Raw genomic sequence first — 25268 nt, forward strand, 5'->3', positions numbered from 1 at the left:
TAAAAAATTGTAATTTTTAAAATAGTTTAGATTGGTTTAGAGTTTGTTTTACTAATTGAAATAATTAATGTAGTGCTATATACATTGTGAAAATTCAAAATTGAAAAGGCTGGTGACTTATTACGATCACCAGCAAACTAAAATATATATTTCATTTTATGATTATTAAATAATTTTCATTTTAGTTATTTAATTTCTGCTTCTGCACCGGCTTCGTTTAATATTTTTTGTAAAGATTCAGCTGCTTCTTTAGTAATTCCATCTTTTATCGTAGTAGGAGCTGATTCTACTAAATCTTTTGATTCTTTTAGTCCTAAATTTGTTGCACTACGTACAGCCTTTATTACTGATACCTTGTTTTTTCCAATGGATTTTAGGATAACAGAAAATTCTGTTTGTTCTTCAATTTTTTCAGTTTTAGAAGTAGAAATTGGATTTATAGGTATTTGTGATGATACATTAAATTTTTTTTCCATATCTGAAATTAAATCCATGACATTCACAATAGACATTTTGGATATTGCATCTAAAATTTGTTCTTTAGTTATAGACATGATAATTGTTCCTAATAACGCTTAAGAAATTAAGAAGTAATGTTTATATATATAGAATATAAAATTTTGATAGAATTAGAAGTTTTGTTTTATATTTTTAATAGATATTAGTGTACGTAATAATTTTCTTACAGAAATTTCTTTTACGAAAATTATAAAACGATATATTGCTTCTTCAAATGTTGGCATATCAGCGAGTATATTAATATTTTGTTTTAAGATTATTTTTCCTTCAAAACCTGCTCCTAAAATTTTTAGGTTAGTGTGAGTATTGTTTTGTGATGCAGAGAAATTTTTTAGTAATTTAGCAGCACTTCCAGGATGTGTTAAAGAATATGCTATTAATGTAGGGCCTACAATTATATTTTTTAAATATTCAAATGGTGTTTTTTGTATTCCTAGATGTAATAAAGTATTTTTAAATACTCCTAATTTTACATTTTGTTTTCGGGCTATTTTTCTAAGACGTGTGATATCGTGTGATTTTATTCCTGTGGGATTTATAACAACTATAGAGAGTGATTTTTTAGTAATATAGTGAATTTTAGTGACAATTTCTTTTTTTTTCTGAATGTTTAATGCCATTTTTTTTGTTCTCCTTTATTTATTTAAATGCCACTAGAATTTTTGTTGTTTTTAAGATAGAATATAGTGAATTGTATTTTTATAAATTTTTGTTTTTTAAGTTGTAAGTTTAATTAAATTTATTTAAATTTTAAAAATTAAATATAGAATTTTAAATAAAATATTTTTTTATATAATATTTTTATATCGAATTTAGCACAAATAAGATTTTATTATAAAGAGTTTTTTACTTATCGTAAAGTATAAATCTATTGTTCTTATACATTGTTTATAGTGCTTAAATCTATTTTGATTCCTGGACTCATTGTAGTAGAAATTACTATTTTTTGAATATATGTTCCTTTGGATTGTTTCGGTTTAGATTTTTTTAGAGAAGTAAGTAAAGCATGTAAGTTTTCTTGTATTTTTTTTTCTGAAAAATTTATTTTGCCAATAGTAGCATGGATAATTCCGTTTTTATCATTTTTATAAAATATTTGTCCTGATTTGGCGTTTTGTATTGCATATTTCAGTTTATTAGTAATTGTTCCTAATTTAGGATTAGGCATTAGACCTCTTGGACCTAATATAGATCCAATTTTACCAACTGATGACATTACATCAGGTGTTGCTATGGCAATGTCAAAATAAATTTTTTTATTCTTAATTTGTTCTATTAAATCTTCTAGTCCAACTATGTCAGCTCCATAGTTTTTTGCAAGTTTTTCGTTTTCACCTTGAGTAAATACTGCTACTTTTTTTATTTTTCCAGTTCCATGAGGTAATAGGGTGGTATTTCTTATATTTTGATCAGATTTTTTTGGATTAATTCCTAAATTTATAGATACATCTAAACTTTCGATGAATTTTTTAGTAGTTGTTTTCTTTAATAAAATAATACTTTCTTGAATACTATAAATGTGATTTTTTTTAATTAGGGTAGTTAAAATTTTTCTTTTTTTTGTTAATTTTTTCATTTATTCTTCCTTTATAATTAGGCCAATAGAACGAGCTGTTCCTATAATTGAATTTTTAGAGTTTTCTGTATTTGCTCCTGTCATATCTAGTTTTTTTATTTTTACAATTTCTAAAATCTTTGTCATAGTAATTGATCCTATTTTTTCTTTATTAGGTTTAGGAGATCCTTTTTCAATTCCAGCGAATTTTTTTAATAGAATAGATGCTGGAGGTGATTTTGTAATAAAGGTGAATGATTTATCTGCATAAACGGTTATAACAGTAGGAATTGGTAATCCTTTTTCTAAGTTTTTTGTATATTCATTAAAAGCTTTACAAAATTCCATAATGTTAACTCCTTTTTGTCCTAGAGCTGGGCCAATTGGAGGACTAGGATTAGCCATTCCAGAAGCAACTTGTAATTTTATATATCCTTGTATTTTTTTTGACATGATTTTATATCTCTTTAATTATTATAAAAAAATTTTAATATATTATTTTAAAATGATAAAATTATTTATTAAAATTACACATCATATTGGTTTTGTAATATTAATAAATGGAATTCATGCAATATAAAAAAGTATTATTTAATTTTTTTTTACTTGGTTGAAATCTAATTCTATAGGGGTAGATCTTCCAAAAATTGATACTGAAACTTTTAGTCTATTTTTTTCGTAATCAACTTCTTCTACAATTCCGTTAAAATCTAAAAATGGTCCGTCATTAACTCTTATAGTTTCTCCTGGTTCAAATAATGTTTTGGGTCTTGGTTTGTTTTCGACTTGTTTTAGTTTATTTAGTATGGCTTGTACTTCTTTATCTGTAATAGGTGATGGTCGGTCAGAGGTTCCGCCTATAAATCCTAGTACTTTAGGTATACTGCGTACTAAATGCCAACTTCTTTCATTCATGACCATGTGAATTAATACGTATCCTGGAAAGAATTTATATTCACTTTTTTTTCTTTGTCCAGCTTTAATTTCAATTACTTCTTCTGTAGGAACCATAACTTCTCCAAATAAAGATCCCATTTTTTTTAGTTTTATGTGCTCTCGTATTGATTGTGCAATCCGTCCTTCAAAACCAGAGAATGCTTGTAGAACGTACCAACGTTTTTTTTGATGGTTATACATTTTTTTATAGCCTTATACTAGTAATAAACGATATTAATATAACTGAAATATTATCAAGTCCCCATAGAATTAGTGATAATAAAATAGTCACTATGATGACAGTTAAAGTAATATTAAATGTTTCTTTTAAATTAGGCCATGTAATTGATTTAATTTCATGTATTGATTCTTTAGCTAAATTTATAAAAAATTTTCCGGTTTGAGTAGATAAAAATATTCCTATTATTAATAAAATTGAGCTAGTTAGAATTATGTTATAATAATAATTAGAATATTTGAAATAAAATATGTATTTTAAAATAAGTATTATTACTAGTATACTTAAAATTGACCATTTTATTATTTCTAATTTTTTATTTTTTTTTTTTAATTTTTTTTTTTTAATCATATATTATCCAAAAAATATTAATTAAAATAGATTATTTAACATAGTAAGATTTTTAATGGTTTTAATATTTACATTTAATATAATATTTATACGTATAAACGATTAAATATTATATTTTTTTACATGAAAAAATTTTAAATCATGTTTTTTAATAAGTTAAATAAAATTTAAATAAAATAAGTTAGTAGATTGTATTTTAAATGAGTAAATATTATTTATTTTGTTAGTTATTTTAGATTGGTTATAGTTTTATATTATATATTAATATGATATAAGACTGAAAGTATATTTATTTTAGATGAATTAAAGTAATTTGATGTAGATTTTTAAATAAATTGTTTGTAGTTTTTTTAGAATTACATTTTTCTTGTTAAATTTTCAATTTTATGCTGACACCCAGAGTTGAACTGAGAACCTCACCCATACCAAGGGTGTGCTCTACCCAGTTGAGCTATATCAGCTAAATTTTATTAAAGCGAACAGCGGGAATTGAACCCGCATCATCAGCTTGGAAGGCTGAGGTAATATCCATTATACGATGCTCGCGATTTTTGAAACATTTAGTTATTTTTAATTTAGGTATTATTAATCATTTTTTGTTGGTGGGAGAAGGATTCGAACCTTCGAAGTCTATAGACGGCAGATTTACAGTCTGCTCCCTTTAACCACTCGGGAATCCCACCTTTGTATTATTTATATAGACAGAAATTAAATATTTGCATGCCGGCTACCGGAATCGAACTGGTGACCTACTGATTACAAGTCAGTTGCTCTACCTGCTGAGCTAAGCCGGCTTATTTAAATAGTATATTACGGATAGATTATGATTTATGCAATAAAAATTTATTAATTATTAATAATATTTTAATAAAAGCATAAAAAAATATATTATAAATTTTATTTGTAATGTATTAAATGGGTATTATATAAAATATTTTAAATTAATAACATTTTTAAATATATTAGTTTTAATTCCAATATTGTGTTAAATAATAGTATTTTATTGTTGTGTGTATTATTTAAATAAAAAATTATAATTTTTAGAATGTTATCACAAAATAGATTTAAGTTATAACATATTTGTATATTATTTTGTCTTTTGAAATTATAGATGATTTGGAAGTAATGTTTATTATAAGATTTATTCAGTTATTAAATATGTTTTTTAGTTAAATGTCTACTTTATTATATTTACTTCTGGTTTTAGAATAATATCAAATTTTTTTTTTACATAATATACAATTATGTTAGCTAATGTTATTATTTCATTTGCTGTTGCTAAGTTGTTTTTATTAATGAGAACTAAAGAATTTTTTTTATATATTCTAGCATATCCAATTGATAATTTTTTTAATCGGCATTGGTTAATTAACCATCCTGCAGATAATTTTATAGTTCCATTTTTTTGAGGATAATAAGGAAGATTATGATATTGTTGAATAAGTTTTTTTGCGTATTTTGAATTAACTATAGGATTTTTAAAGAAGCTTCCCGCATTTCCTATTTTATTTGGATTAGGTAATTTTTTTTTTCTTATTTTGCAAATTTGATAAAAAATTTTTTGCGGAGTAATATTGTTTTTATAGTGTGGTAAATTGAATTTTAAATATGATAGATTTGGAATCCAATTTTTTGATAATTTTATTCCTACAGAATAAATAATATGATTATGGTTGTATTTTTTTGTAAAGATACTATTTCTGTAATTAAAACAACATTTGTTTTTGTAGACACGAATGATCTTAGAATTATTTAAAGATAACAGATCTACGTAATCACATATATCTTTAAATTCTATTCCATATGCGCCTATATTTTGAATGGGCGCTGATCCTACAGATCCTGGTATTAAGGCTAAATTTTCTAACCCATAAATTTTTTTTTGCATGGTGTATTTTATTAATGAGTGCCATTTCACTCCTCCCTTTACATTTAAAAGCCAATGTTTTTTTTGTTCTTCAATAGTAATTCCAGTAATTTTATTAATAGCTACTATTCCATTATAGTTTTTTAGGAATAAAACATTACTCCCTTCTCCTAACAATATAAATTTTATGTTACGTTTTTTGCATGTTTTCCATATTTTTATGAGTGATGTTTTATTTTTAACAATGATTATTTTTTTTGCAAATAAGTTTATTTTAAATGTATGAAAGAATTTTAAGGATTGATTATAGGGTTTCATGTATGTAGAAATGTATTGTTTTTATTTATATCATGAAAATTTTAATTTTTTTTATTTTGCATGGTTATGTATTTACAATTAATATTGTTAATATATATACTATCATGTATTTTAAAAAGATAAATTTTAAATTTATTAATTATTCTAAATTATTCGTTGTATACCAATTTAAGGATAATACTATGAAATTAGTATATACGGATTATCATGAAACATTAAACCAATATTTAATGAATATTCGTGAAACAGTAAGTGTTTCTTTTGAATTTTTTCCTCCCAATAAAAAAGTTTGGGAAGTTAATTTATGGAATTCTATTGATCAATTAAAGTTATTTAGTCCTAAATTTTTTTCGGTCACTTGTGGAACTAGTCATTCAGAAGTGCAGATGGATACGTATAATACAGTAAAGAAAGTTAAAGAATATACAGGTATTGATACTGTGCCTCATTTAACGTGTGCTAATTATACTCTAGATCAGTTAAAGTACATAGCTAAAAAGTATTGGAATAGTGGAATTCGTAGTATTTTAGCATTACGTGGAGATGTTATAGATTCAAAGTTACAGAAGAATAAAATGTATGCAGTAGATTTAGTGAACTTATTAAAATCGGTAGCTGATTTTAAAATTTTTGTAGCAGCATATCCAGAAACTCATCCAGAATCAACGCATTTTAAAAATGATATAAAAAATTTAAAAAAGAAAATGGATGCAGGTGCATCTTGTGCTATAACTCAGTTTTTTTTTAACATTAATCATTTTTTGAAATTTAGAGATTTGTGTGCAAAAAATAATATTGTTATGGATATAATTCCTGGTATATTTCCTATAGTTAATTTTAAGCAATTACTTAAGTTTTCTAGTATGAGTAATGTAAACATTCCTAATTGGTTAAATTATCTTTTTGACGAAGTTAAGAGTGATTTTAGTATGAGTAAAATTATTGGTGCTAGTATAGCAATGGATATGGTTAAAGTGTTATATAGTGAGGGAATAAGAAATTTTCATTTTTATACTTTGAATCGCGCAGACATTTCTTGTGCTTTATGTCATGTTTTAGGTATAAAATCCATTAAGGTTTAGCATTAATGTTTAAAAATTTTTTTATGACATTTTTTAGATAGTTGTCTAAATATTTATATTGTATAATTATATAAATGTTAATATTAGTTGATATTTAAAATCTATTATTTAATATATTATTTTAACATTAATGTAGTTAAAAGCATGGAATATTATTAATTATGTATAATAAAGTTATTAAAAAAGTGGTGTTAGCTTATTCAGGAGGATTAGATACATCAGTTATCATTCCTTGGATAAAAGAAAATTACAAAGCAGAAGTAATAGCTTTTGTAGCCGATATTGGACAAAACAAAAATGATCTAGAAAACATTAAAGAAAAAGCATTAAATTCTGGTGCATCAAAATGTGTAATTCAAGATTTAAGAGAGGACTTTGTAAGAGATTATGTGTATCCTATTTTAAAATCTGGTGCGGTATATGAAGGGCAGTATCTTTTAGGTACTGCTTTAGCACGGCCTATCATTGCTAAATCTCAAGTTAAACTAGCTCTTAAATTAAATGCTGATGCTGTTTGTCACGGTGCGACTGGAAAGGGTAATGATCAGATTAGATTTGAAATGGTTTATGCAGCATTAGCTCCACAATTAAAAGTTATTGCTCCTTGGAGAGAATGGAAATTTCGTTCTCGAAAAGAATTATTTATTTATTTAAGAAAAAAAAATATTAGTACTACAGCATCTTTGGATAAAATTTATAGTAGAGATGAAAATGTATGGCATATTTCGACTGAAGGGGGAATATTAGAAGATTTATGGAATAAACCAACAAAAGATTGCTGGACGTGGACTGTAGATCCTAAACAAGCATCTGATGTCTCTGAAATAGTTTCTATAAAAATTAAAGATGGTTGTGCTATATCGGTAAATAATAAGGTTATGACGCCTTTAAAGTGTTTAGAAAAATTAAATATATTAGGAAAGAAACATGGTATAGGTCGTTTAGACATTGTTGAGAACAGATTAGTTGGTATAAAATCAAGAGGATGTTATGAAACTCCTGGAGGAACTATTTTGACAAAAGCTTTGCGTGCTATTGAACAATTAGTATTAGATAGAGATAGTTTTAAGTGGAGACAACAGATTGCATTAGAAATGTCGTATGTTGTTTATAATGGAAATTGGTTTAGTCCTATTAGAAAATCTTTGCAAGCTGCTTGTGAAGAATTAGTAAAAGGAATGAATGGTACTATTGTTTTAGAATTATATAAAGGGACTGTTACTGCTATTCAAAAGTTTTCTCCAAATTCTTTATATTCTAAAGAATTTGCTACATTTAATGAAGATAATATTTATAATCAATCAGATGCTGGTGGTTTTATTAAGTTATATTCTTTATCTTCTAAAATTAGATCAATAAAAAAATGTAAGAATATTAATTAATAATGATATTTTATATTTAATTATGGTTTTGTGAGTATTTTAAAAAATACAAGTAGAAAATATATATTTTGTTTTAAAGTAATAACTTTGGAGAATTTTATGAAATTATGGGGAGGTAGATTTATTTCTGATTCTAATCCATTTTTTAAAAAATTCAATAGTTCAATTAATATTGATTTTAGATTAGCAGAACAAGACATTTTAGGATCAATATCTTGGTCAGGTGCTTTATTTAAGTCAGGGATACTGAATTATGATGAGTATAAAAAAATAAAGGATGCACTGTGTGTTTTATTGTGTAATGTTAAACAGGATCCTGAATTAGTTTTAAAAAGTAATTCAGAAGATATTCATAGTTGGGTAGAAGAACAATTAATTAATATGTTAGGAGATTTAGGTAAAAAATTACATACAGGTAGAAGTAGAAATGATCAAGTATCTACAGATTTAAAATTATGGTGTAAACAGAAATTAAAATGTTTATTTAAAAATATTTTTGATTTTAAAGTTGAGTTAATTAAACTTTCAGAAAGAACTCAACACATAATTATGCCTGGATACACTCATTTGCAGTGCGCACAACCTATTACTTTTTCTTTTTGGTGTTTAGCATATTTAGAAATGATAAAAAGAGATGAATGTCGTTTAAATGATGCGTTAAAAAGATTAGATAGTTGTCCTTTAGGATCTGGAGCATTATCTGGAAATGCTTGGAATATTAACAGAGAAGATTTGGCAAAAGATATGGGGTTTAGATCTTCTACCAATAATAGTTTAGATAGTGTTTCGGATAGAGATTATGTAGTGGAATTAGTTTCTGTTGCATCAATTAGTATGATGCATTTATCACGGTTTTCTGAAGATTTAATTTTTTTTAATTCATCGGAATTAAAATTTATAGAATTATCAGATTGTGTTACTTCTGGTTCTTCTTTGATGCCACAAAAGAAAAATCCTGATTCATTGGAATTAATTAGGTCTAAATCGGGACTAGTATTTGGATGTTTGATTAGAATTTTAGTAATTTTAAAGGGATTACCATTATCATATAATAAAGATATGCAAGAAGATAAAGAGGGTTTATTTGATACTCTTGATACTTGGGAAGAATGTTTGTGTATGGCATCTTTAATTTTAAAAGATCTGTGTGTCAATTATTCTAATTGTTGGTATTCTTTAAAAACGAGTTATTCTAACGCTACTGAATTAGCTGATTATTTAGTGAAGAAAGGAATTAATTTTAGAGATTCTCATTATATTACAGGAAAAATAGTATTAGAAGCGTTAACACTAAAATTGCCGTTAGAAAAATTAAATTTATCTGTATTCAAAAAATATAGCAAACATATTGATATGGATGTATACGATGCATTGGATGTAATATCTTTACTTAAAAAAAGGATATCTAAAGGGGGTGTTGCTCCGAGGGTAGTTTCTCAGGCTATAATTGATGAAAAAATGAGTTTAAATATATAAGTATTTGTTTTTAATGAGTTTTTGAAGAATATATGGTATGTTTTTGTTTATAATTAATTTTATTATAAATTATATTTTTGTATTTTTGTATTTGAGTTAATTTAACATGATTTTAAGTTTTTATCATTATATTTATATAGGAAATTATTATTTTGTTGGATATTATTTTAAAATTTTTTTATGATCATATGTTTTTAAGTGTTTCATGGTGCATATCTTTGTTATTAATGCTATTTTTTGTGGTTAAAGATATGTTTTTTAATGTCAAGTTTATTACCGCATTAGAATTGATAAGTTTTATTAATACAAAAAAAACTATTTTGATTATAGATGCACGTGATTCTAAAAAATTTTCTTCTGGTAGAATTATTAATTCTATTAATATATCTTATGATCATGTAAAATCAGATTTTTATGTAAAAAAATTAAAAGAATATATAAATTTTCCAGTGATTTTAGTTTTTGAAAATAATAGTGAAATAAATAAAAATTATGTTTATTTTATAAGATCTATTGGATGTCAGGATATTTATGTATTAAAACATGGTATGGTGGGTTGGTTATCTAATGATAATCCAGTAGTGTTATCTACAGATGATTAACATTTTTAGTAATAATTTTAATTATTACAGTAATTTTTTTAAACGAATAAAATAAATAATTTAGTTAAAATTTAATAAAATTTTTGAATTTGTATATATTTTTATATTATTAGATTTACATTAGATTATATAAACAGAATTAATTTTTTGTTATAAATAGTTTATTTTTTGGGGATAATAATGTTATCTGAAGAAATCGAGATAATATGGAATCAAATTATTTCTGAAGTTGAAATATTAGTTAATAAAGATACTGAATTAACTGGATTTTATCATGCTTATATATTACAACATAAAACTTTTGATATGGCATTAAGTTATATTTTATCAAGTAAATTATCGAATAAATATATATCTCAAGTGACTATTAGAGATATTTTTAATGAAATATATTCTGTTTGTAATGATATTTTATTTTTTGCAATAAAAGATATTCAAGCAGTCTGTAATAAAAATTCAGAAATCAAATACTATTTTGTACCACTGTTATATTTAAAAAGTTTTCATGCATTACAGATATATAGAATTAGTAATTTTCTTTGGTATAACGGGAAAAAATCATTAGCATTATATTTTCAAAATGCAATTTCATCTCTTTTTTCTGTAAATATTCATCCTGCTGCTAAAATTGGACATGGAATAGTTTTAGAGTATGGAACTAATATATGTATTGGAAGTACGTCTATTATAGAAAATAATGTGTTTATTGCTCAGTGTGTAACTCTAGGAAGGACAGAAAAAGATAGTAGAGGTGTTGTTCAGCATCCTAAAGTGTGTGAAGGAGTTATAATAGGTGCTAATTCTATGATTTTAGGAAATATTACTATCGGTACGAAAACAAATATTCAAGCTGGATCTTTGATATTGACATCCGTTCCTGATAATTCAGTAGTTTGCGGAATTCCAGCAACGATAATTAGTAAAAAACATGAAAAAAATTAATTATGGTTGATAATATTTTTTTTAAATAAACGTAGTTTTCAGAGTATTAGTATTAATATTCTAAATAGTTGTTAATATAATAAGAATATATAATTTTTTATGTTTGTTTGATTTCTAAATTCGTATTATAAAATTTTAAGTAAAAGCTTCCTTTTTTTATAGGAAGCTTCTTATTAATAATAAATATTTTTTTAATTTAAATTTTATATTAAATTATTAATCATCTAGAAAACTACGTAATATTTCTGAACGACTAGGATGTCTTAGTTTTCGTAAGGCTTTAGCTTCTATTTGACGTATTCTTTCTCGAGTTACATCAAATTGTTTTCCTACTTCTTCAAGAGTATGATCAGTATTCATATCAATTCCGAATCTCATACGAAGTACTTTTGCTTCTCGTGTAGTTAATCCAGATAATACGTTATTGGTGGCTGATCGGAGACTTTCAGAAGTAGCTGAATCAAGAGGTAATTCAATGTTTTTGTCTTCTAAAAAATCTCCTAAATGTGAATCATCATCTTCTCCAATAGGTGTTTCCATAGAAATAGGTTCTTTTGCTATTTTTAGTACTTTTCTAATTTTATCTTCTGGGATTAGCATTCTTTCTGATAGTTCTTCTGGCGTTGGTTCTCTTCCAATTTCTTGTAATATTTGTCTTGAAATTCTGTTAAGTTTATTTATGGTTTCAATCATATGTACTGGTATTCTTATTGTTCTTGCTTGATCTGCAATAGATCTAGTAATAGCTTGTCTAATCCACCAAGTAGCGTAAGTAGAAAATTTGTATCCTCTACGATATTCAAATTTATCTACAGCTTTCATGAGTCCAATATTGCCTTCTTGAATTAAGTCTAAAAATTGTAGTCCTCGATTAGTGTATTTTTTTGCAATTGAGATTACTAGTCTTAAATTTGCTTCTACCATTTCCTTTTTAGCCCTTTTTGCTTTAGCTTCTCCCAGTGACATTCTTTTATTAATGTTTTTTACTTGATGGATTGTTAATCCAGTTTTTAGTTCTACTTTTTTTAATTTTTTTAAAGTTTTTTGTATATCTAATTTTATTTCACTAAATTTTTCAACCCAAGGTTTTTTTATATTTTTTATTATTTTATTCCAAATAAAATTTATATTTGTTGTTAAAAAAAAATTTAAAAATGTTTTTTTAGGAATTGAATAATGTTCTATACATAGTTTCATAATATGTTGTTCTTGTATTCTGACTGTTTTTATCATGTTTCTCATATTATTAACTAAATAATCAAATTGTTTAGGTACTAGTCTAAATTGTTTAAAAATATCTGATAAGTTTTTTATTTCATTTATAGTATCTTGATGATTTCTATGTTTAGTTTTGATAGTATTACTGGTTATATAGTATTGTTTTTTTAGTTCAAAAAATTTTTCTTTTGCAAGTTCAGGATCTATAAGAGAATCTTCTCCGTTGTTTTCTTCTAAATCTTCGTCATGATGATTTTCTGATAATTCTGAACCTATATGATGTGATATAGGTGTGTATATTTCTTCTGAATTAGGATCTATAAAGCCATTAATTAGTTCTGATAATTTAATTTCTCCTAGTTCTACGCGATTATATTGTTTTAAAAGATAATTAATAGCTTCTGGATATTCAGCAACAGAACATTGTACTTGATTAATTCCTTCTTCAATTCTTTTAGCAATATCTATTTCTCCTTCACGTGTTAATAATTCTACTGTACCCATCTCACGCATATACATTCTTACTGGATCGGTTGTTCGTCCTAATTCTGATTCTACGTGAGAGAGTACTTGTGCTGCTGCTTCTACTATATCTTCATCAGTTTCATTGTTTCTTATTTCATGTAATATAAGATCATCAGCATCTGGTGCTTTTTCTACTACTTGTATCCCCATATCACTAATCATTTGGATTATGTCTTCTATTTGATCTGAGTTTATTATATCATCTGGTAAATGATCGTTAATTTCAGAATAGGTTAAATAACCTTGTTCTTTACCATAGGTAACTAGTAGTTTGAGTTTTAACTGTGGATTTTGCTCCATAAGACGATTATCCATATTGAATAATTAGATTAAGATTTTAATTATATTAAATCTAGTTATAGCATGAGCATTTAAAAATAATTGAATATAGACTTAATTTTGTTTTCTTAAATATTTTGTAAAATTATAAAATAGTTTTATTTAATTTTATAAAATATTTATATTTTTAATGTTAGAGTGGTTTATATAGTTTATGTTTAAATTTATAGTTTAATATGAAATGAAGAAATATATTTATATTTTTGATAATTTTTTACTAATAGACCATAATTGTAATTTTTCTTCTTTATTTAATCCTATTTTTCGTTCTTGATGTATAAGTTGATTTAACTTGTTTTTTAAAGTTTCTTTATGTATTTTAGTACACAGTTCTAAAAAAAATTCTTTAATTTGTTGTTTTTTAATCATGTGATCCCATGTTGAAAATTCTTTTAAATATTTAAGTATAGTGTGTTTTCTATAATTTTCTAATATTTGAGCGGTATTACAATTTGGTATTGTAAGGCATTGTTGTACTAATTTTAAGAAAAAAGATAATCCCGGTATATGATGAGTGTTTTCTAAATATTTAAATGAAGGTAATATTGATGATAACCATGGATTTTGTATTAATAACGAAATTAATATACGTATAGTGTTTTTTTTTATTTTTTGTGGAGTGTTAATTTTTTTATTTGTATTTTGTTTGGTATGTAATATTTTTAAAATATTGTAATCATATATTCCTATTTTTTTACTAATCAATTGAAAAAGATAGAGTTTAGTGATTTTTCCTGGAATTTTATTAATTAAAGTAATAATTATTTTACTTGTATATGATGTTTCTCTAATTGAATTTATATTTATATTTTTAAATAAATTATGAATTAACATATCTGAAAAATTTATTGAGTTTTTTATTCTATTTTTAAAATTTTTATATCCTTCTTTTTTAATAATTGAATCTGGATCTTCATTATTTGGTAGAAATATGAATTTTATATTTTTTCCATCATGAATGTATGGTAGGGATTTATTTAACGCTTTCCAAGCAGCGTTTTTACCTGATTCATCACCATCAAAACAAAATATAATAGTATTTGAAAGTTGAAATAGAAGTTTTATTTGGAAGGTAGATAGTGTTAATCCTAGAGTTGATACGGAATAATTTATTTTAAATTGAAATAATGTAATAACATCAATATATCCTTCTACTACTAGTATTTCTTTTGGATTTGGATTTGTTTTATTCATTTCATATAGTCCATATAATTGACGACTTTTATGAAATATTTTTGTTTCTGGAGAATTGAGATATTTTGGAAGCATGTTATTGCATGATCTTCCTCCAAAACCTAAAATTTTTCCATGTTTATTTCTTATAGGAAAAATTATTCTGTTTTTAAAACGATCATATTGTATTCCTTCTTTATTTTTTATTAAAATGCCAATATCTATCATTTCTTTTTGATCGTAGTATTTTTTTTTAATTTGTTGTTTTAATACAGACCAATCTATGGTAGAAAATCCAATTTTAAAAAATTGAATCATACTTTTTGTAATCCCTCTATTTTGAATATACTTATATGCATAATTGCACTTTAATAAATTATTGTGATAAATATTTGCAATATTATTTAGAAGTAAGTATAGATTGTTTCTTTTTTGGAAATCAAATAGTGATACATGATTTTTTTGTGATTTATAGGGTACATTTATTCCATTTATAGTAGCTAATTCTTCGATACTTTCTATAAACGTTAGTTTTTCATAGTTCATTAAGAAATCAATTACATTTCCGTGAGAATTACATCCAAAACAAAAATAAAATTGTTTTTCGAAATTTACAGTAAACGAGGGTGTTTTTTCTTGGTGAAAAGGACAGTGTGATATATAGTTTTTTCCACTTTTTTTTAGAGATATATGTTTATTTATAATATCTATAATATTACTTTGATAAATTAATTCGTGAATAAATTTTTTAGAAACTAGTTTTGCCATATTATTTGATAAAGTGAATTTAAGTGTTTTGACCGTATTAGATACACGGTCAAGTGAATAGTCCAAATAAAATTTTATTTTATTTTTTAAATTTTAGTACAAACGAGTTCTTTTTAAATTTTCTCTGGATAATTTTTTTGCTAAACGTTTTATAGCTGAAGATTTTGCTCTTTTTCGTTCTGTAGCAGGTTTTTCATAAAATTCTCTTTTGCGTATTTCTGATAAAATTCCTGATTTTTCGCATGATCTTTTAAATCTACGTAAAGCTACATCAAAAGGTTCATTATCTCGTACTTTAATTATTGGCATAATAGTATTTATCCTTTATCTTTTTTAAAGATTATTATAATATATATATGATATTGGATTATCAATCTATATTGATTATTAATTTGATATAGATTGAAAATTATTAGTGATAATTGTATTTTTATTATAGTAATGAATTTTTATGCGCATATTAGGAATTGAAACTTCTTGTGATGACACTGCTATTGCTGTTTATGACAGTGAATTTGGAATAATATTTAACCAAGTTTATAATCAAGCTGATTTAAATGATACTTATGGTGGTATAGTTCCTGAATTAGCAGCTAGAAAACATTCAGAAACATTAGTCGTTTTACTTAAAAATTTATTTTTTATTGGGAAAATTTCTAAATACTCTATTGATGCCGTTGCATATACATCTGGTCCTGGTTTAGCAGGGTCATTATTAATAGGTGCGTCTGTTGGAACAGCATTGGCGTTTTCTTTAAATATACCAGTGGTATTAGTAAACCATATGGAAGCTCATCTTTTAACTCCTATGTTATCTAAACGTAAGCCTAAATTTCCATTTGTTACATTATTAGTTTCTGGAGGACATACTCAGTTAATTAATGCTTTGGGAATTGGGAATTATAAATTATTGGGTTCAACTCGTGATGATGCAGCAGGTGAGGCTTTTGATAAGATAGCTCAGTTGTTAGGGTTAAAATATCCTGGAGGTGCTAATTTATCTAAATTAGCTAGATTAGGTATATCAGGAAAATTTAATTTTCCTAGGCCAATGATTAGTTGTTCTGGATTGGATTTTAGTTTTTCAGGATTAAAAACATATGTAACTAATATTATAAAAAAAAATAATGATGATTTTCAAACTAAAGCTGATATTGCTAAAGAATTTGAAAGCGCAGTAGTTGATTCATTAGTATTTAAGTGTATAAGAGCTATGAAAAAATTAAATTATAATACCTTGGTAGTTTCTGGTGGTGTCAGTAAAAATAAAATTTTACGTAAAAGTTTAAATAAAATTATTAATAAATATAGTTATAAAGTTTTTTATCCTATGTCGGAATATTGTACAGATAATGCTGCTATGGTAGCGTATGTTGGTTATGTTCGTTTTGATAAGTTTAAGAGTTTTAATGTTAATATTAAAATAAATCCTTCTTGGTCTATTGAAGATTTAAAAAAAATTTAGTATTCAAATGTAAAGTATTATTTTAGTATTTAACTTGTAATTGTAAATTTTAAATTAATTTTTTGATATTTTCAATAATATCTTGAATAGTTACTATATTCATATTTTTAGATTTTGCAAATTTGATTATTTCTGGTAATTTTGACATAGTACCATCATCATTAGTTAGTTCACATATAACTCCTATAGGCTTTAATCCTGATAATTTCATTAGTTCTATAGCAGCTTCAGTATGTCCTTTTCTTGCTTTAATTCCTTTTTTGTTTGCTTGTAATGGAAATATATGTCCTGGTCTGTTTAAGTCACTAGGTTTGGCATTATCGTTTATAATTGCACGAATTGTTGTTATTCTATCTTGTGCAGATACTCCAGTAGATATACCATGAGCAGCTTCTACTGTGATTGTAAAATTTGTTCCGAATTTACTTGTATTTTTTTTTACCATTATGGGTAATTTTAGTTGTTTTCTTTTAAATTCTGTTATACATACACAAATTATGCCGCTTCCATGTCTTATTGTTAATGCCATTTGTTCAATAGTCATTTTTTCTCCTGAAAAAATTAGATCTCCTTCATTTTCTCTTTTTTCATTATCTAAAACAATAATTCCATTTCCTGATTTTAGTGAATTAATAGCATTTATTAAACGTTCTTTTGAAGATCCAAATTGAGAAAGTAAAGATTTTTTCATAATTTAAATACCTATGAAAAATAATTTATTATATTAATATTTAGTAAAATATTTAGTAATAATGATAATTGTATTTTTTAAATTTTTATTTTAATGTTATCATAATTGCTTAATAAATAGTAATTTTATTTATTTTTGTATAAATTAAATCAATACATATTCATAAATTTATGTAGTGGAGTATTGAGTATTATGAAAATATATTTAGTAGGAGGGGCTATTAGAGATAAATTATTAAATTTGTCTGTAAAAGATAGAGATTGGGTAGTAGTAGGAGGTACTCCAAAAATGTTGCTAGAATTAGATTTTAAGCAAGTAGGAAAGGATTTTCCAGTATTTTTACATCCGAATAATAAAGAAGAATATTCCTTGGCTAGAGTTGATAGAAAAATAGGTTTAGGATATACTGGATTTGAATTTGATTATTCATTAAATATTACTTTAAAAGATGATTTAATGAGAAGAGATTTAACTATAAACGCGATAGCTCAAGATGATAATGGAAATTATATTGATCCATTTCATGGTATACAAGATATTAAAAATCGTATTTTAAGGCATATTTCTCCTGCTTTTAGTGAAGATCCTTTAAGAGTTTTACGAATAGCAAGATTTTGTTCTTTATTTTATCATTTAGGATTTAAAATAGCTGAAGAAACAGTTATTTTTATATCTTCAATGGTGAAAAAAAAAGAATTATTGAATTTAACTAGAGATAGAATATGGAAAGAGACTGAAAAAGCTCTTAATACTAATAATCCTCATATTTATTTTAGAGTATTATATTACTTTAATGTACTATCAGTGTTATTTCCTGAAATAAATATAATTTTTAACAATTCTATTTATTATCGATTGAGTGATCAAAATAGTTTTTTTAGTTATAAAAAATTTGATATGTTTATAGAATTAGCTAAAATTTCTAAAGTAAGTAAAAATATAGATATTAGATTTTCTGTTTTGTTTTTTTGTATAATTAGAGTATTATTATTTGATATTAATTCTTATACATCATTAATTTATAAAAAAGAATTAATGCAATACCTAAATATGTTATGTAAAAGATTTTGTATTCCTATACATATAAAAAATTTATCTATTATTTTTGCTCGATTTTTTAAATTTTTAAATGTAATTCATTTTCAATCTTCTAAAAAAATTGTTATGTTTTTTTATTCTATTGATGCATGGAGAAAACCTTATATAATAAAAAAATTGTCTATTTTGAACAATTTTTATTTAAAAAATTTTTTAGATATTGAGAATTATAAAAATTATCCAAAAAATTTTTTATTATCATCATTTGATATTGTAAACAAAGTGTCCATTAAGTCAATTTTATGTAAAGATCTTTGTGGTTCAGATATAAAATCTGAAATAATTAATTTAAGAACGAACATTTTGGAAAAATGGAGATATAAGTAATTTATTTTAATATATGTGTTTTATTTATTGAGATAAAGTATAATTATTGATAATATTGTTCGATAAATTATAAACGGCATAAAAGAACAACTTTTAATTATATTTAAGGATTTTTTTATAGTAATATTTGAAGTAATGAATGCAGATAAAAATCCTATAATTAATTCTTGTATATTATTTATAGATATATAAGAAATGTTCTCTATAATATTAATACAACACGCACCAAAAAAAATAGGAACAGAAAGCATAAAAGAAAATTTTATTGCGGTTGATTGTTTTAGTCCAGATAATATTCCTCCAGAAATTGTTGCACAAGATCTTGAGAATCCTGGCCATAACGCTAGGCATTGAAATAAACCAATTATTAAAGTTTTTAATATGCATATTTTTTTTTTTAGATGAAGTTTAGGTTTGATTATTTCGGTAATTAGTAATAGAATTGTTCCGCATGTTAGCGCATATATTATACTAGTATGATTAAAGGTATATATGATATATTTGTGTATGATTAATCCTAGTATTATAATAGGAGTATTTCCTAAAATTATATGGTAATATGATAGATTATTGTTAATATTTTTTGTTTTGTTAGTAATTTGTAATAACATTTCAATAAATTTTTTTTTAAAATGTAATAATATTGATAAAGATGCTCCAGTTTGGATAATAGTATTCAAAATTTGAATATTATGATTGGGGATTTTAAAAAAGTTTGAGAATATAATAATATGTCCAGAAGATGAGACAGGAAAAAATTCTGAAACGCCTTCAATAACACCAAGAATGGCAGGAAAAATTATGTTTTTAATGATTATCATGCTTGTAACTCATTATTTTTAGGTGATGTGGTTGTTTAATTTTGTTAATAAGTTTTAAGTGCAAAATATAGGCAAAACGGAGATATTAATATGCCGTTTTACCTATTAAAATACTATTTTTTTATAGAAAAAATAATTGTTTTTCCTGCTTTAGCTATTCCTGAATTTTTAATTATTTTTTTAAATTTTTCTATGTTAGATATTATTACAGGAGTTAATATAGATTTTGCTGTTTTTTTTAGAAATGGTAAGTCTATAGAAATAATTGGGTCTCCTATATTTACAGAAAAATTTTCTTGAGATATTTTTTTAAAACCTGATCCTTTTAGTGTAATTGTATCTATTCCGAAATGTACAAATAGTTCTATTCCATCTTTTGATTTTATAGAAAACGCATGTAATGTTTCGAATATTTTTCCGATTTTTCCATTAATCGGTGCTAATAGTATATTACTAGTTGGCATTATTGCAACTCCATCTCCAACTATTTTTTTTGAAAAAACTTCATCAGGTACATCTTCAATATTAGTGATAGTTCCAGATATTGGAGAGAAAACGTCTATTTTATCATAAGATTTATTTTTAAAAAAATTAGAAAAAAAGTTCATTTATTCCTCTATTTTTTTGTTATTACTAATATTATTAAATTTATTAATTACATTTAATATTTCGTGTGTGGTGCCTTTTGATAATACAGATTTTGCTAATTTTTGAGTATCTATAAATTTTGATGCTCTAATTATTTTTTTTATTTTTGGTATATTAGCTGGATTCATACTAAATTCATCTAACCCCATTCCTAATAATAATAATGTAGCATATTCATTTCCTGCTAATTCTCCACACATACCTGTCCATTTTCCTGCTTTATGAGCAGAATCTATTATTTGTTTAATAAGATTTAATACCGCTGGATGCATGGGGTTATACAAATTTGCAATTAAATCATTTCCTCTATCTACTGCTAAAGTATATTGTGTTAAATCATTACTACCAATACTAAAAAAATCTACTTCTTTTGCTAAATGATTAGCGATTATAGCTGATGCAGGAGTTTCAATCATAATTCCTATTTCTATATTTGGATCAAATTGTATTTTTTTTGTATATAATATTTTTTTTAATTTTTCTAATTCAGTTTGTAATATTTTCACTTCTTCTACAGAGATGATCATTGGAAACATAATTTTTAATTTTCCAAATATTGATGCTCTTAATATTGCTTTTAATTGTGCGTATAAAATTTCTTTTTGATCTATAGATATACGAATAGCTCGCCAACCTAAAAAAGGATTTTTTTCTTTAGGGATATTCATATATGGAAGGTTTTTATCTCCTCCAATATCCATAGTTCTTATTATTATAGGTTTTCCTTTCATTTTTTGTGCTATGGTTTTATATGAATGAAATTGTTCTTCTTCGGAAGGTAAAGAATTTCTATTCATGAACAAAAATTCTGTACGATATAATCCAATACATTCAGCTCCATATTTTGTTGCGCTTTTAATATCTTGTAATGTGCTTATATTTGCGCCGATTTCTATTTTATGTTGGTCTTTTGTAATTGCTTTTAAATTTTTTAGTTGTGTTAATATTTTTTTTTCTGACTCGTATTTTTTCTTTTTTTGTTGAATATTTTGAATTTCTATTTTAGAAGGGTTTATAAGTATTTTATTTTTGATACCATCTAGTATAACAAAGTCGTTTTTTTTTATTTTTTTAGTTATATTTTTAGTTCCTACTATCGCTGGAAGTTCTAGTGTACGTGCAATTATAGAGGTATGTGATGTTTCTCCTCCTAAATCAGTTATAAATCCCAATACTTTTTTTAGATCAATTTGTGCTGTTTCCGAAGGAGTGAGATCATGTGCAATAAGAATAATTGGATCATTTATATTATTTAAATTATTGACATTAATATTTAGTATATTTTTAAGCAGTCTATTTCCGATGTCTCGGATATCTATTGCTCTGTTTTTTAGGTATTCATCATTTAATTTTTCTAGTGTATTAGCATGTTCTGTAATGATATTATGAGTAGCATGTTCGGCAGACATGTGTTTATTTTTTATAAGTAAAAATATTTTTTTTTCTAATTCTTCATCTTCTAAGAGCATTATATGTCCTTCAAAGATATCAGATTTATCATGTTTTAATGTTTTTTTTGTAGTTTCTTTTATTTTTTTGAGTTGAGTAATTGTTTTATTTTTTCCTTGAATAAATTTTTGAATTTCTTGATTAATTTTGTTAGTTGGGATTTTGTTATAGTTAATAGAAATTTTATTTTTTTGAAGTAATAAAACTTTTCCGAATGCTATACCTGGTGAAGCTAATATACCTGAAATCATAATGTGACCTTTGAATTAGTGTAGTGATAAATTTTTTATTTGATATTAATTGTATATGAGATGATATACTTCTATATTTTTAAAATATTATCCGGAAGTAATAACTTGGATTACCTCCGGTTAAATGATACTATATAAATCTTTAATGTTTTTAAAATACACTTTTTTTATTTTAGTGTTTTTAAAAATTTTATTAAATTTTTAACTGCTTTTTTTTCATCTATACCGTTAGCTGATATTGTAATTAAACTATTTTGTACTAATCCTAATGTTTGTAGTTTAAATAAACTTTTTGCATTTACAGATTTTCCATTAGAAATAATAGTTATATCTGAAGAAAATTTTTTTGCTTCTTTAACTAGTAAGGCTGCAGGGCGAGTGTGTAATCCATTTGGTGTTGTGATTTTAATATCTTCTTGAAACATATTTTTCTCTTTTTTATTTTTTAAAATATTATAATTGGCAGTATTTTTTTATTTTATTATTAGCATATTAGTCAGGTTTTTCTTATTGTTATAAATATATTATAAACGTCAAGGTAAAATAAATTTTTAATTTTTTTGATGTTTTTGAGTTTTTGTCTAATTAGATTTATATTTTTATTAAACGAGTAAATTTAGTTTAAGATTAGTATTTTAACTTATAATAATGGAATACTAACGATAATTTTTATTGTTTTGTATTTATATTATATATAACGTTATTATAGTATTCTTTTTAAAATAAATGCATGTAGGTTTGTAGATGTTTTTTAGTGTAATAATTCATATTATTTTATGACATGAATAATTTGTTGGGAATTATTTTAAATAATGGATATTTTTTGTAGAGAGATTTTTAATTTAGTTAGTGAATTTTATATAAAAAAGTAACAATTTGAATTTTTGTATATTATTTTTATATTATAATTTTTTTAGATTACTATAGATAAAATCTAATTGTTAGTATAATAAATTAAATTGTTTAATTAATTTTTTAGTGAAGTTTTTATTTTTTTTTAATAATGAGTAACAATTTTTATTTAAATTTAAAATGGTATTTTGTTAGTAATAAATATGTATTTTTTTAATAGTAAAATGTATATAATTTTTAATAGCTATATAAAATAGTATATTAGAAGTATATGAAAATTGGATATAATTTTGATTTTTTATTTTATTTTCATATTATGTAAGATATTTAAATGATATTTAGGTATTATTTAATATTATAGAAATATAAAAATATGTATTTAATTATAAATATTGGTTAAGTAATTAATTATTTTATTTATTGAATAGAATTAAAGTGTTTATAATAAAAAATTATTTTAATTAAATATATAACTAAGAGTTTTTTAATGTTTAAAATATTAATTTTCCGTAAAGTTTAAAAGTTTTTTAGAACGTTTTATTTGGAAAGATATGAAGAATATAGAGGATTACATATTAAAATTACAAAATAAAATTCGTCGTCATCAGTATTTATATCATACTTTAAATTTGCCTGATATTTCTGATGAAGAGTATGATTTATTAATGCTTGAATTAAAAAAATTGGAAAACAAATATAAAAATGTTTTTGAATTTAATAATTCTCCTAGTATGTCTATAGGTTTTCTAGGTTTACGTGAGTTTGGAAAGTTTGATCATATTACTCCAATGTTATCTTTAGAAAGTGTTTATACTGTAAAAGATTTTTTTAAGTTTTATAAAAAAATAAAATGTTTTTTGAAATTAAAAAAAATTTTTTTTTGTAGTGAATTAAAAATTGATGGTTTAGCTATTAATTTAATATATAAACATGGTTCTTTATTTAGAGCTATGACTCGTGGTGATGGTTATATTGGTGAAGATGTTACGAATAATGTTCGTATGATTTCATCTATTCCAAATTTTTTACTAGGAACTAATATACCAAGTACTTTAGAAGTTAGGGGTGAAGTTTTTATTTTAAAAAGTGATTTTTTAAGATTAAATCAACAAGCATTTAAATTAGGAAAAAATTTGTTTTCAAATACTAGAAATTTAGCTGCTGGATTTTTACGTCAAAAAAATTGTATGTTTGAAGGACTAAAAAATTTAATGTTTTGTTGTTATGGATTAGGTTATTGTAGTAAAAATAGTATTTCTGATAGTCATTTTTTAAGATTGAAACAGCTAAAAGATTGGGGATTTCCAATTAGTGCTTATAATATTTTATATTCATCTAGTTACGAGATAGTTAATTTTTATAATTGTATTCAGAAAAAACGAAAATTTTTAGATTTTGATATTGATGGTATTGTTGTAAAAGTGGATTCTATTATTTGTCAAAATTTATTAAGTACTACAAGTGTTGCTCCTAAATGGGCAATTGCATGTAAATTTTTGGATGAAATTAAAACAACCCAAGTAGTAAAAGTTTTATATCAAATAGGACGAACTGGTGTTATTACACCTGTAGCAGAATTATTACCAATCAAGATTTCTGGAGTTTGTATAAAAAGGGTATCTTTACATAATTTTAATGAAATAAAAAGGTTAGATTTGCATATTGGAGATTATGTTGCTATTAAAAGAGCTGGTGCTGTAGTTCCTAAAATCGTTAATGTAATTCTTGGTCAAAGATCTTCTATTGTTAAAAAAATTAATTTTCCTAAATATTGTCCTGAATGTAGTTCTATATTAGATTTTTGTAGTTTAAATAGTGTTCAGATACGTTGTATTTCTGGTTTAAAATGCTTAAGTCAATTTAAAAAGCTATTACATCATTTCTGTTCTAACAAAGGATTTAATATATCTGGATTAGGGCCAAAGATCATAGATAAATTAGTAGATTTAGGATATGTAAAAAATTTATTTGATTTATTTAATTTAAATTTAGTTGTACTGGCTAGAATAGATAATATAGGTGATAAAAAAGCTAAAAATATTATTTTATCTATACATAATTCTAAGAATATTTGTTTTGAAAAATTTATATGTTCTTTAGGAATACCAGAAGTAGGACGTGTTTTATCAAAAAAAATTTCTAATTTTTTCTCTACTGTATCAGACTTTATGGATGCTTCTAAAAATGATTTTTTTTCAATTAGTGGTGTAGGTTGGAACATTGCAAATAGTTTATATAATTTTACAAATAGTCAGTTTAATAAAACATTGATTTTTAATTTATTAAAAGTAGTTAACGTTTATTCTAATAAACTTTAATTTGTTTGCAGATTTTTTTATAAGTTTTAAGAATATATCAAATTAAAATAGTCATAG

Annotated in this window: 23 protein-coding genes and 4 tRNA genes; 8 read left to right on the plus strand and 19 right to left on the minus strand. The window is 24.0% G+C overall.

The window, feature by feature from the left end; translation table 11 throughout:
• Positions 1-185 precede the first annotated feature (185 nt).
• The 11 genes from rplL to murB form a co-directional block, all read right to left on the minus strand.
• Entirely contained in the window at positions 186-554 is a 369-nt protein-coding gene (gene rplL, locus UAR70_00180) for a 50S ribosomal protein L7/L12 (protein ID XBC39776.1), read from the minus strand.
• A gap of 75 nt (positions 555-629) precedes the next feature.
• A complete protein-coding gene (rplJ, locus tag UAR70_00185; protein XBC39777.1) occupies positions 630-1139 on the minus strand; it encodes a 50S ribosomal protein L10 in 510 nt (169 codons plus the stop codon).
• Between the two features lie 257 nt (positions 1140-1396).
• The gene (gene rplA / locus UAR70_00190) at positions 1397-2095 is read right to left on the minus strand and encodes a 50S ribosomal protein L1 (protein XBC39778.1); all 699 of its coding nucleotides are present in this window, start codon (positions 2093-2095) and stop codon (positions 1397-1399) included.
• On the minus strand, positions 2096-2527 hold the full coding sequence (gene rplK, locus UAR70_00195) for a 50S ribosomal protein L11 (protein XBC39779.1): 432 nt from the start codon (positions 2525-2527) through the stop codon (positions 2096-2098). It abuts the gene before it with no gap.
• A gap of 138 nt (positions 2528-2665) precedes the next feature.
• Positions 2666-3211, minus strand: coding sequence for a transcription termination/antitermination protein NusG (gene nusG, locus UAR70_00200; protein ID XBC39780.1), 546 nt, complete (start codon positions 3209-3211; stop codon positions 2666-2668).
• A gap of 4 nt (positions 3212-3215) precedes the next feature.
• Positions 3216-3599, minus strand: coding sequence for a preprotein translocase subunit SecE (secE, locus tag UAR70_00205; protein XBC39781.1), 384 nt, complete (start codon positions 3597-3599; stop codon positions 3216-3218).
• 387 nt (positions 3600-3986) lie between these two features.
• A tRNA-Thr gene (locus tag UAR70_00210) sits at positions 3987-4060 on the minus strand.
• A gap of 13 nt (positions 4061-4073) precedes the next feature.
• Positions 4074-4145: transfer RNA gene (locus UAR70_00215), tRNA-Gly, on the minus strand.
• Positions 4146-4199: 54 nt separating this feature from the next.
• Positions 4200-4282: transfer RNA gene (locus UAR70_00220), tRNA-Tyr, on the minus strand.
• A 38-nt stretch (positions 4283-4320) separates the two neighbouring features.
• A tRNA-Thr gene (locus UAR70_00225) sits at positions 4321-4393 on the minus strand.
• A gap of 383 nt (positions 4394-4776) precedes the next feature.
• The gene (murB, locus tag UAR70_00230) at positions 4777-5784 is read right to left on the minus strand and encodes a UDP-N-acetylmuramate dehydrogenase (protein XBC39782.1); all 1008 of its coding nucleotides are present in this window, start codon (positions 5782-5784) and stop codon (positions 4777-4779) included.
• 182 nt (positions 5785-5966) lie between these two features.
• Here murB and metF point away from each other — a divergent pair, with 182 nt between their 5' ends.
• From metF to cysE, 5 genes are all read left to right on the plus strand, one after another.
• Positions 5967-6866, plus strand: a complete 900-nt coding sequence (gene metF, locus UAR70_00235) for a methylenetetrahydrofolate reductase (GenBank protein ID XBC39783.1) — start codon at positions 5967-5969, stop codon at positions 6864-6866.
• A 161-nt stretch (positions 6867-7027) separates the two neighbouring features.
• Entirely contained in the window at positions 7028-8248 is a 1221-nt protein-coding gene (locus UAR70_00240; protein XBC39784.1) for an argininosuccinate synthase, read from the plus strand.
• A gap of 99 nt (positions 8249-8347) precedes the next feature.
• Positions 8348-9724, plus strand: coding sequence for an argininosuccinate lyase (gene argH / locus UAR70_00245; GenBank protein XBC39785.1), 1377 nt, complete (start codon positions 8348-8350; stop codon positions 9722-9724).
• A 152-nt stretch (positions 9725-9876) separates the two neighbouring features.
• On the plus strand, positions 9877-10326 hold the full coding sequence (locus tag UAR70_00250) for a rhodanese-like domain-containing protein (GenBank protein XBC39786.1): 450 nt from the start codon (positions 9877-9879) through the stop codon (positions 10324-10326).
• A 180-nt stretch (positions 10327-10506) separates the two neighbouring features.
• Positions 10507-11268: a serine O-acetyltransferase gene (cysE, locus tag UAR70_00255; GenBank protein ID XBC39787.1), complete on the plus strand. Its 762-nt coding sequence runs from the start codon at positions 10507-10509 to the stop codon at positions 11266-11268.
• 216 nt (positions 11269-11484) lie between these two features.
• On the opposite strand, the gene rpoD is transcribed toward cysE, so the two are convergent.
• The 3 genes from rpoD to rpsU all read right to left on the minus strand — a co-directional run bounded on the left by rpoD (position 11485) and on the right by rpsU (position 15600).
• Complete coding sequence (gene rpoD, locus UAR70_00260; protein ID XBC39788.1) at positions 11485-13311, minus strand: RNA polymerase sigma factor RpoD; 1827 nt, start codon at positions 13309-13311, stop codon at positions 11485-11487.
• A gap of 234 nt (positions 13312-13545) precedes the next feature.
• Positions 13546-15291, minus strand: a complete 1746-nt coding sequence (gene dnaG, locus UAR70_00265) for a DNA primase (protein ID XBC39789.1) — start codon at positions 15289-15291, stop codon at positions 13546-13548.
• A gap of 93 nt (positions 15292-15384) precedes the next feature.
• The gene (rpsU, locus tag UAR70_00270) at positions 15385-15600 is read right to left on the minus strand and encodes a 30S ribosomal protein S21 (protein ID XBC39790.1); all 216 of its coding nucleotides are present in this window, start codon (positions 15598-15600) and stop codon (positions 15385-15387) included.
• A gap of 142 nt (positions 15601-15742) precedes the next feature.
• On the opposite strand from rpsU, the gene tsaD reads away from it, so the two are divergent.
• Positions 15743-16756, plus strand: a complete 1014-nt coding sequence (gene tsaD, locus UAR70_00275; protein XBC39791.1) for a tRNA (adenosine(37)-N6)-threonylcarbamoyltransferase complex transferase subunit TsaD — start codon at positions 15743-15745, stop codon at positions 16754-16756.
• Positions 16757-16805: 49 nt separating this feature from the next.
• Here the strand turns inward: tsaD and ribB are convergent, their stop codons facing one another.
• On the minus strand, positions 16806-17447 hold the full coding sequence (ribB, locus tag UAR70_00280; GenBank protein ID XBC39792.1) for a 3,4-dihydroxy-2-butanone-4-phosphate synthase: 642 nt from the start codon (positions 17445-17447) through the stop codon (positions 16806-16808).
• A 192-nt stretch (positions 17448-17639) separates the two neighbouring features.
• On the opposite strand from ribB, the gene UAR70_00285 reads away from it, so the two are divergent.
• On the plus strand, positions 17640-18872 hold the full coding sequence (locus tag UAR70_00285; protein XBC39793.1) for a tRNA CCA-pyrophosphorylase: 1233 nt from the start codon (positions 17640-17642) through the stop codon (positions 18870-18872).
• Positions 18873-18892: 20 nt separating this feature from the next.
• Here UAR70_00285 and UAR70_00290 read toward each other — a convergent pair whose 3' ends face one another.
• The 4 genes from UAR70_00290 to UAR70_00305 form a co-directional block, all read right to left on the minus strand.
• Positions 18893-19693: an undecaprenyl-diphosphate phosphatase gene (locus UAR70_00290; protein ID XBC39794.1), complete on the minus strand. Its 801-nt coding sequence runs from the start codon at positions 19691-19693 to the stop codon at positions 18893-18895.
• Positions 19694-19806: 113 nt separating this feature from the next.
• A complete protein-coding gene (gene crr / locus UAR70_00295; protein ID XBC39795.1) occupies positions 19807-20301 on the minus strand; it encodes a PTS glucose transporter subunit IIA in 495 nt (164 codons plus the stop codon).
• On the minus strand, positions 20302-22041 hold the full coding sequence (ptsI, locus tag UAR70_00300) for a phosphoenolpyruvate-protein phosphotransferase PtsI (protein XBC39796.1): 1740 nt from the start codon (positions 22039-22041) through the stop codon (positions 20302-20304).
• Between the two features lie 167 nt (positions 22042-22208).
• Entirely contained in the window at positions 22209-22466 is a 258-nt protein-coding gene (locus UAR70_00305; GenBank protein XBC39797.1) for an HPr family phosphocarrier protein, read from the minus strand.
• 978 nt (positions 22467-23444) lie between these two features.
• Between UAR70_00305 and ligA the strand changes: the two genes are divergently transcribed.
• A complete protein-coding gene (gene ligA / locus UAR70_00310; GenBank protein ID XBC39798.1) occupies positions 23445-25211 on the plus strand; it encodes an NAD-dependent DNA ligase LigA in 1767 nt (588 codons plus the stop codon).
• Positions 25212-25268 lie beyond the last annotated feature (57 nt).

It is taken from the genome of Buchnera aphidicola (Chaetogeoica yunlongensis), assembly GCA_039829965.1.
Taxonomy (GTDB): domain Bacteria; phylum Pseudomonadota; class Gammaproteobacteria; order Enterobacterales; family Enterobacteriaceae; genus Buchnera_B; species Buchnera_B aphidicola_BA.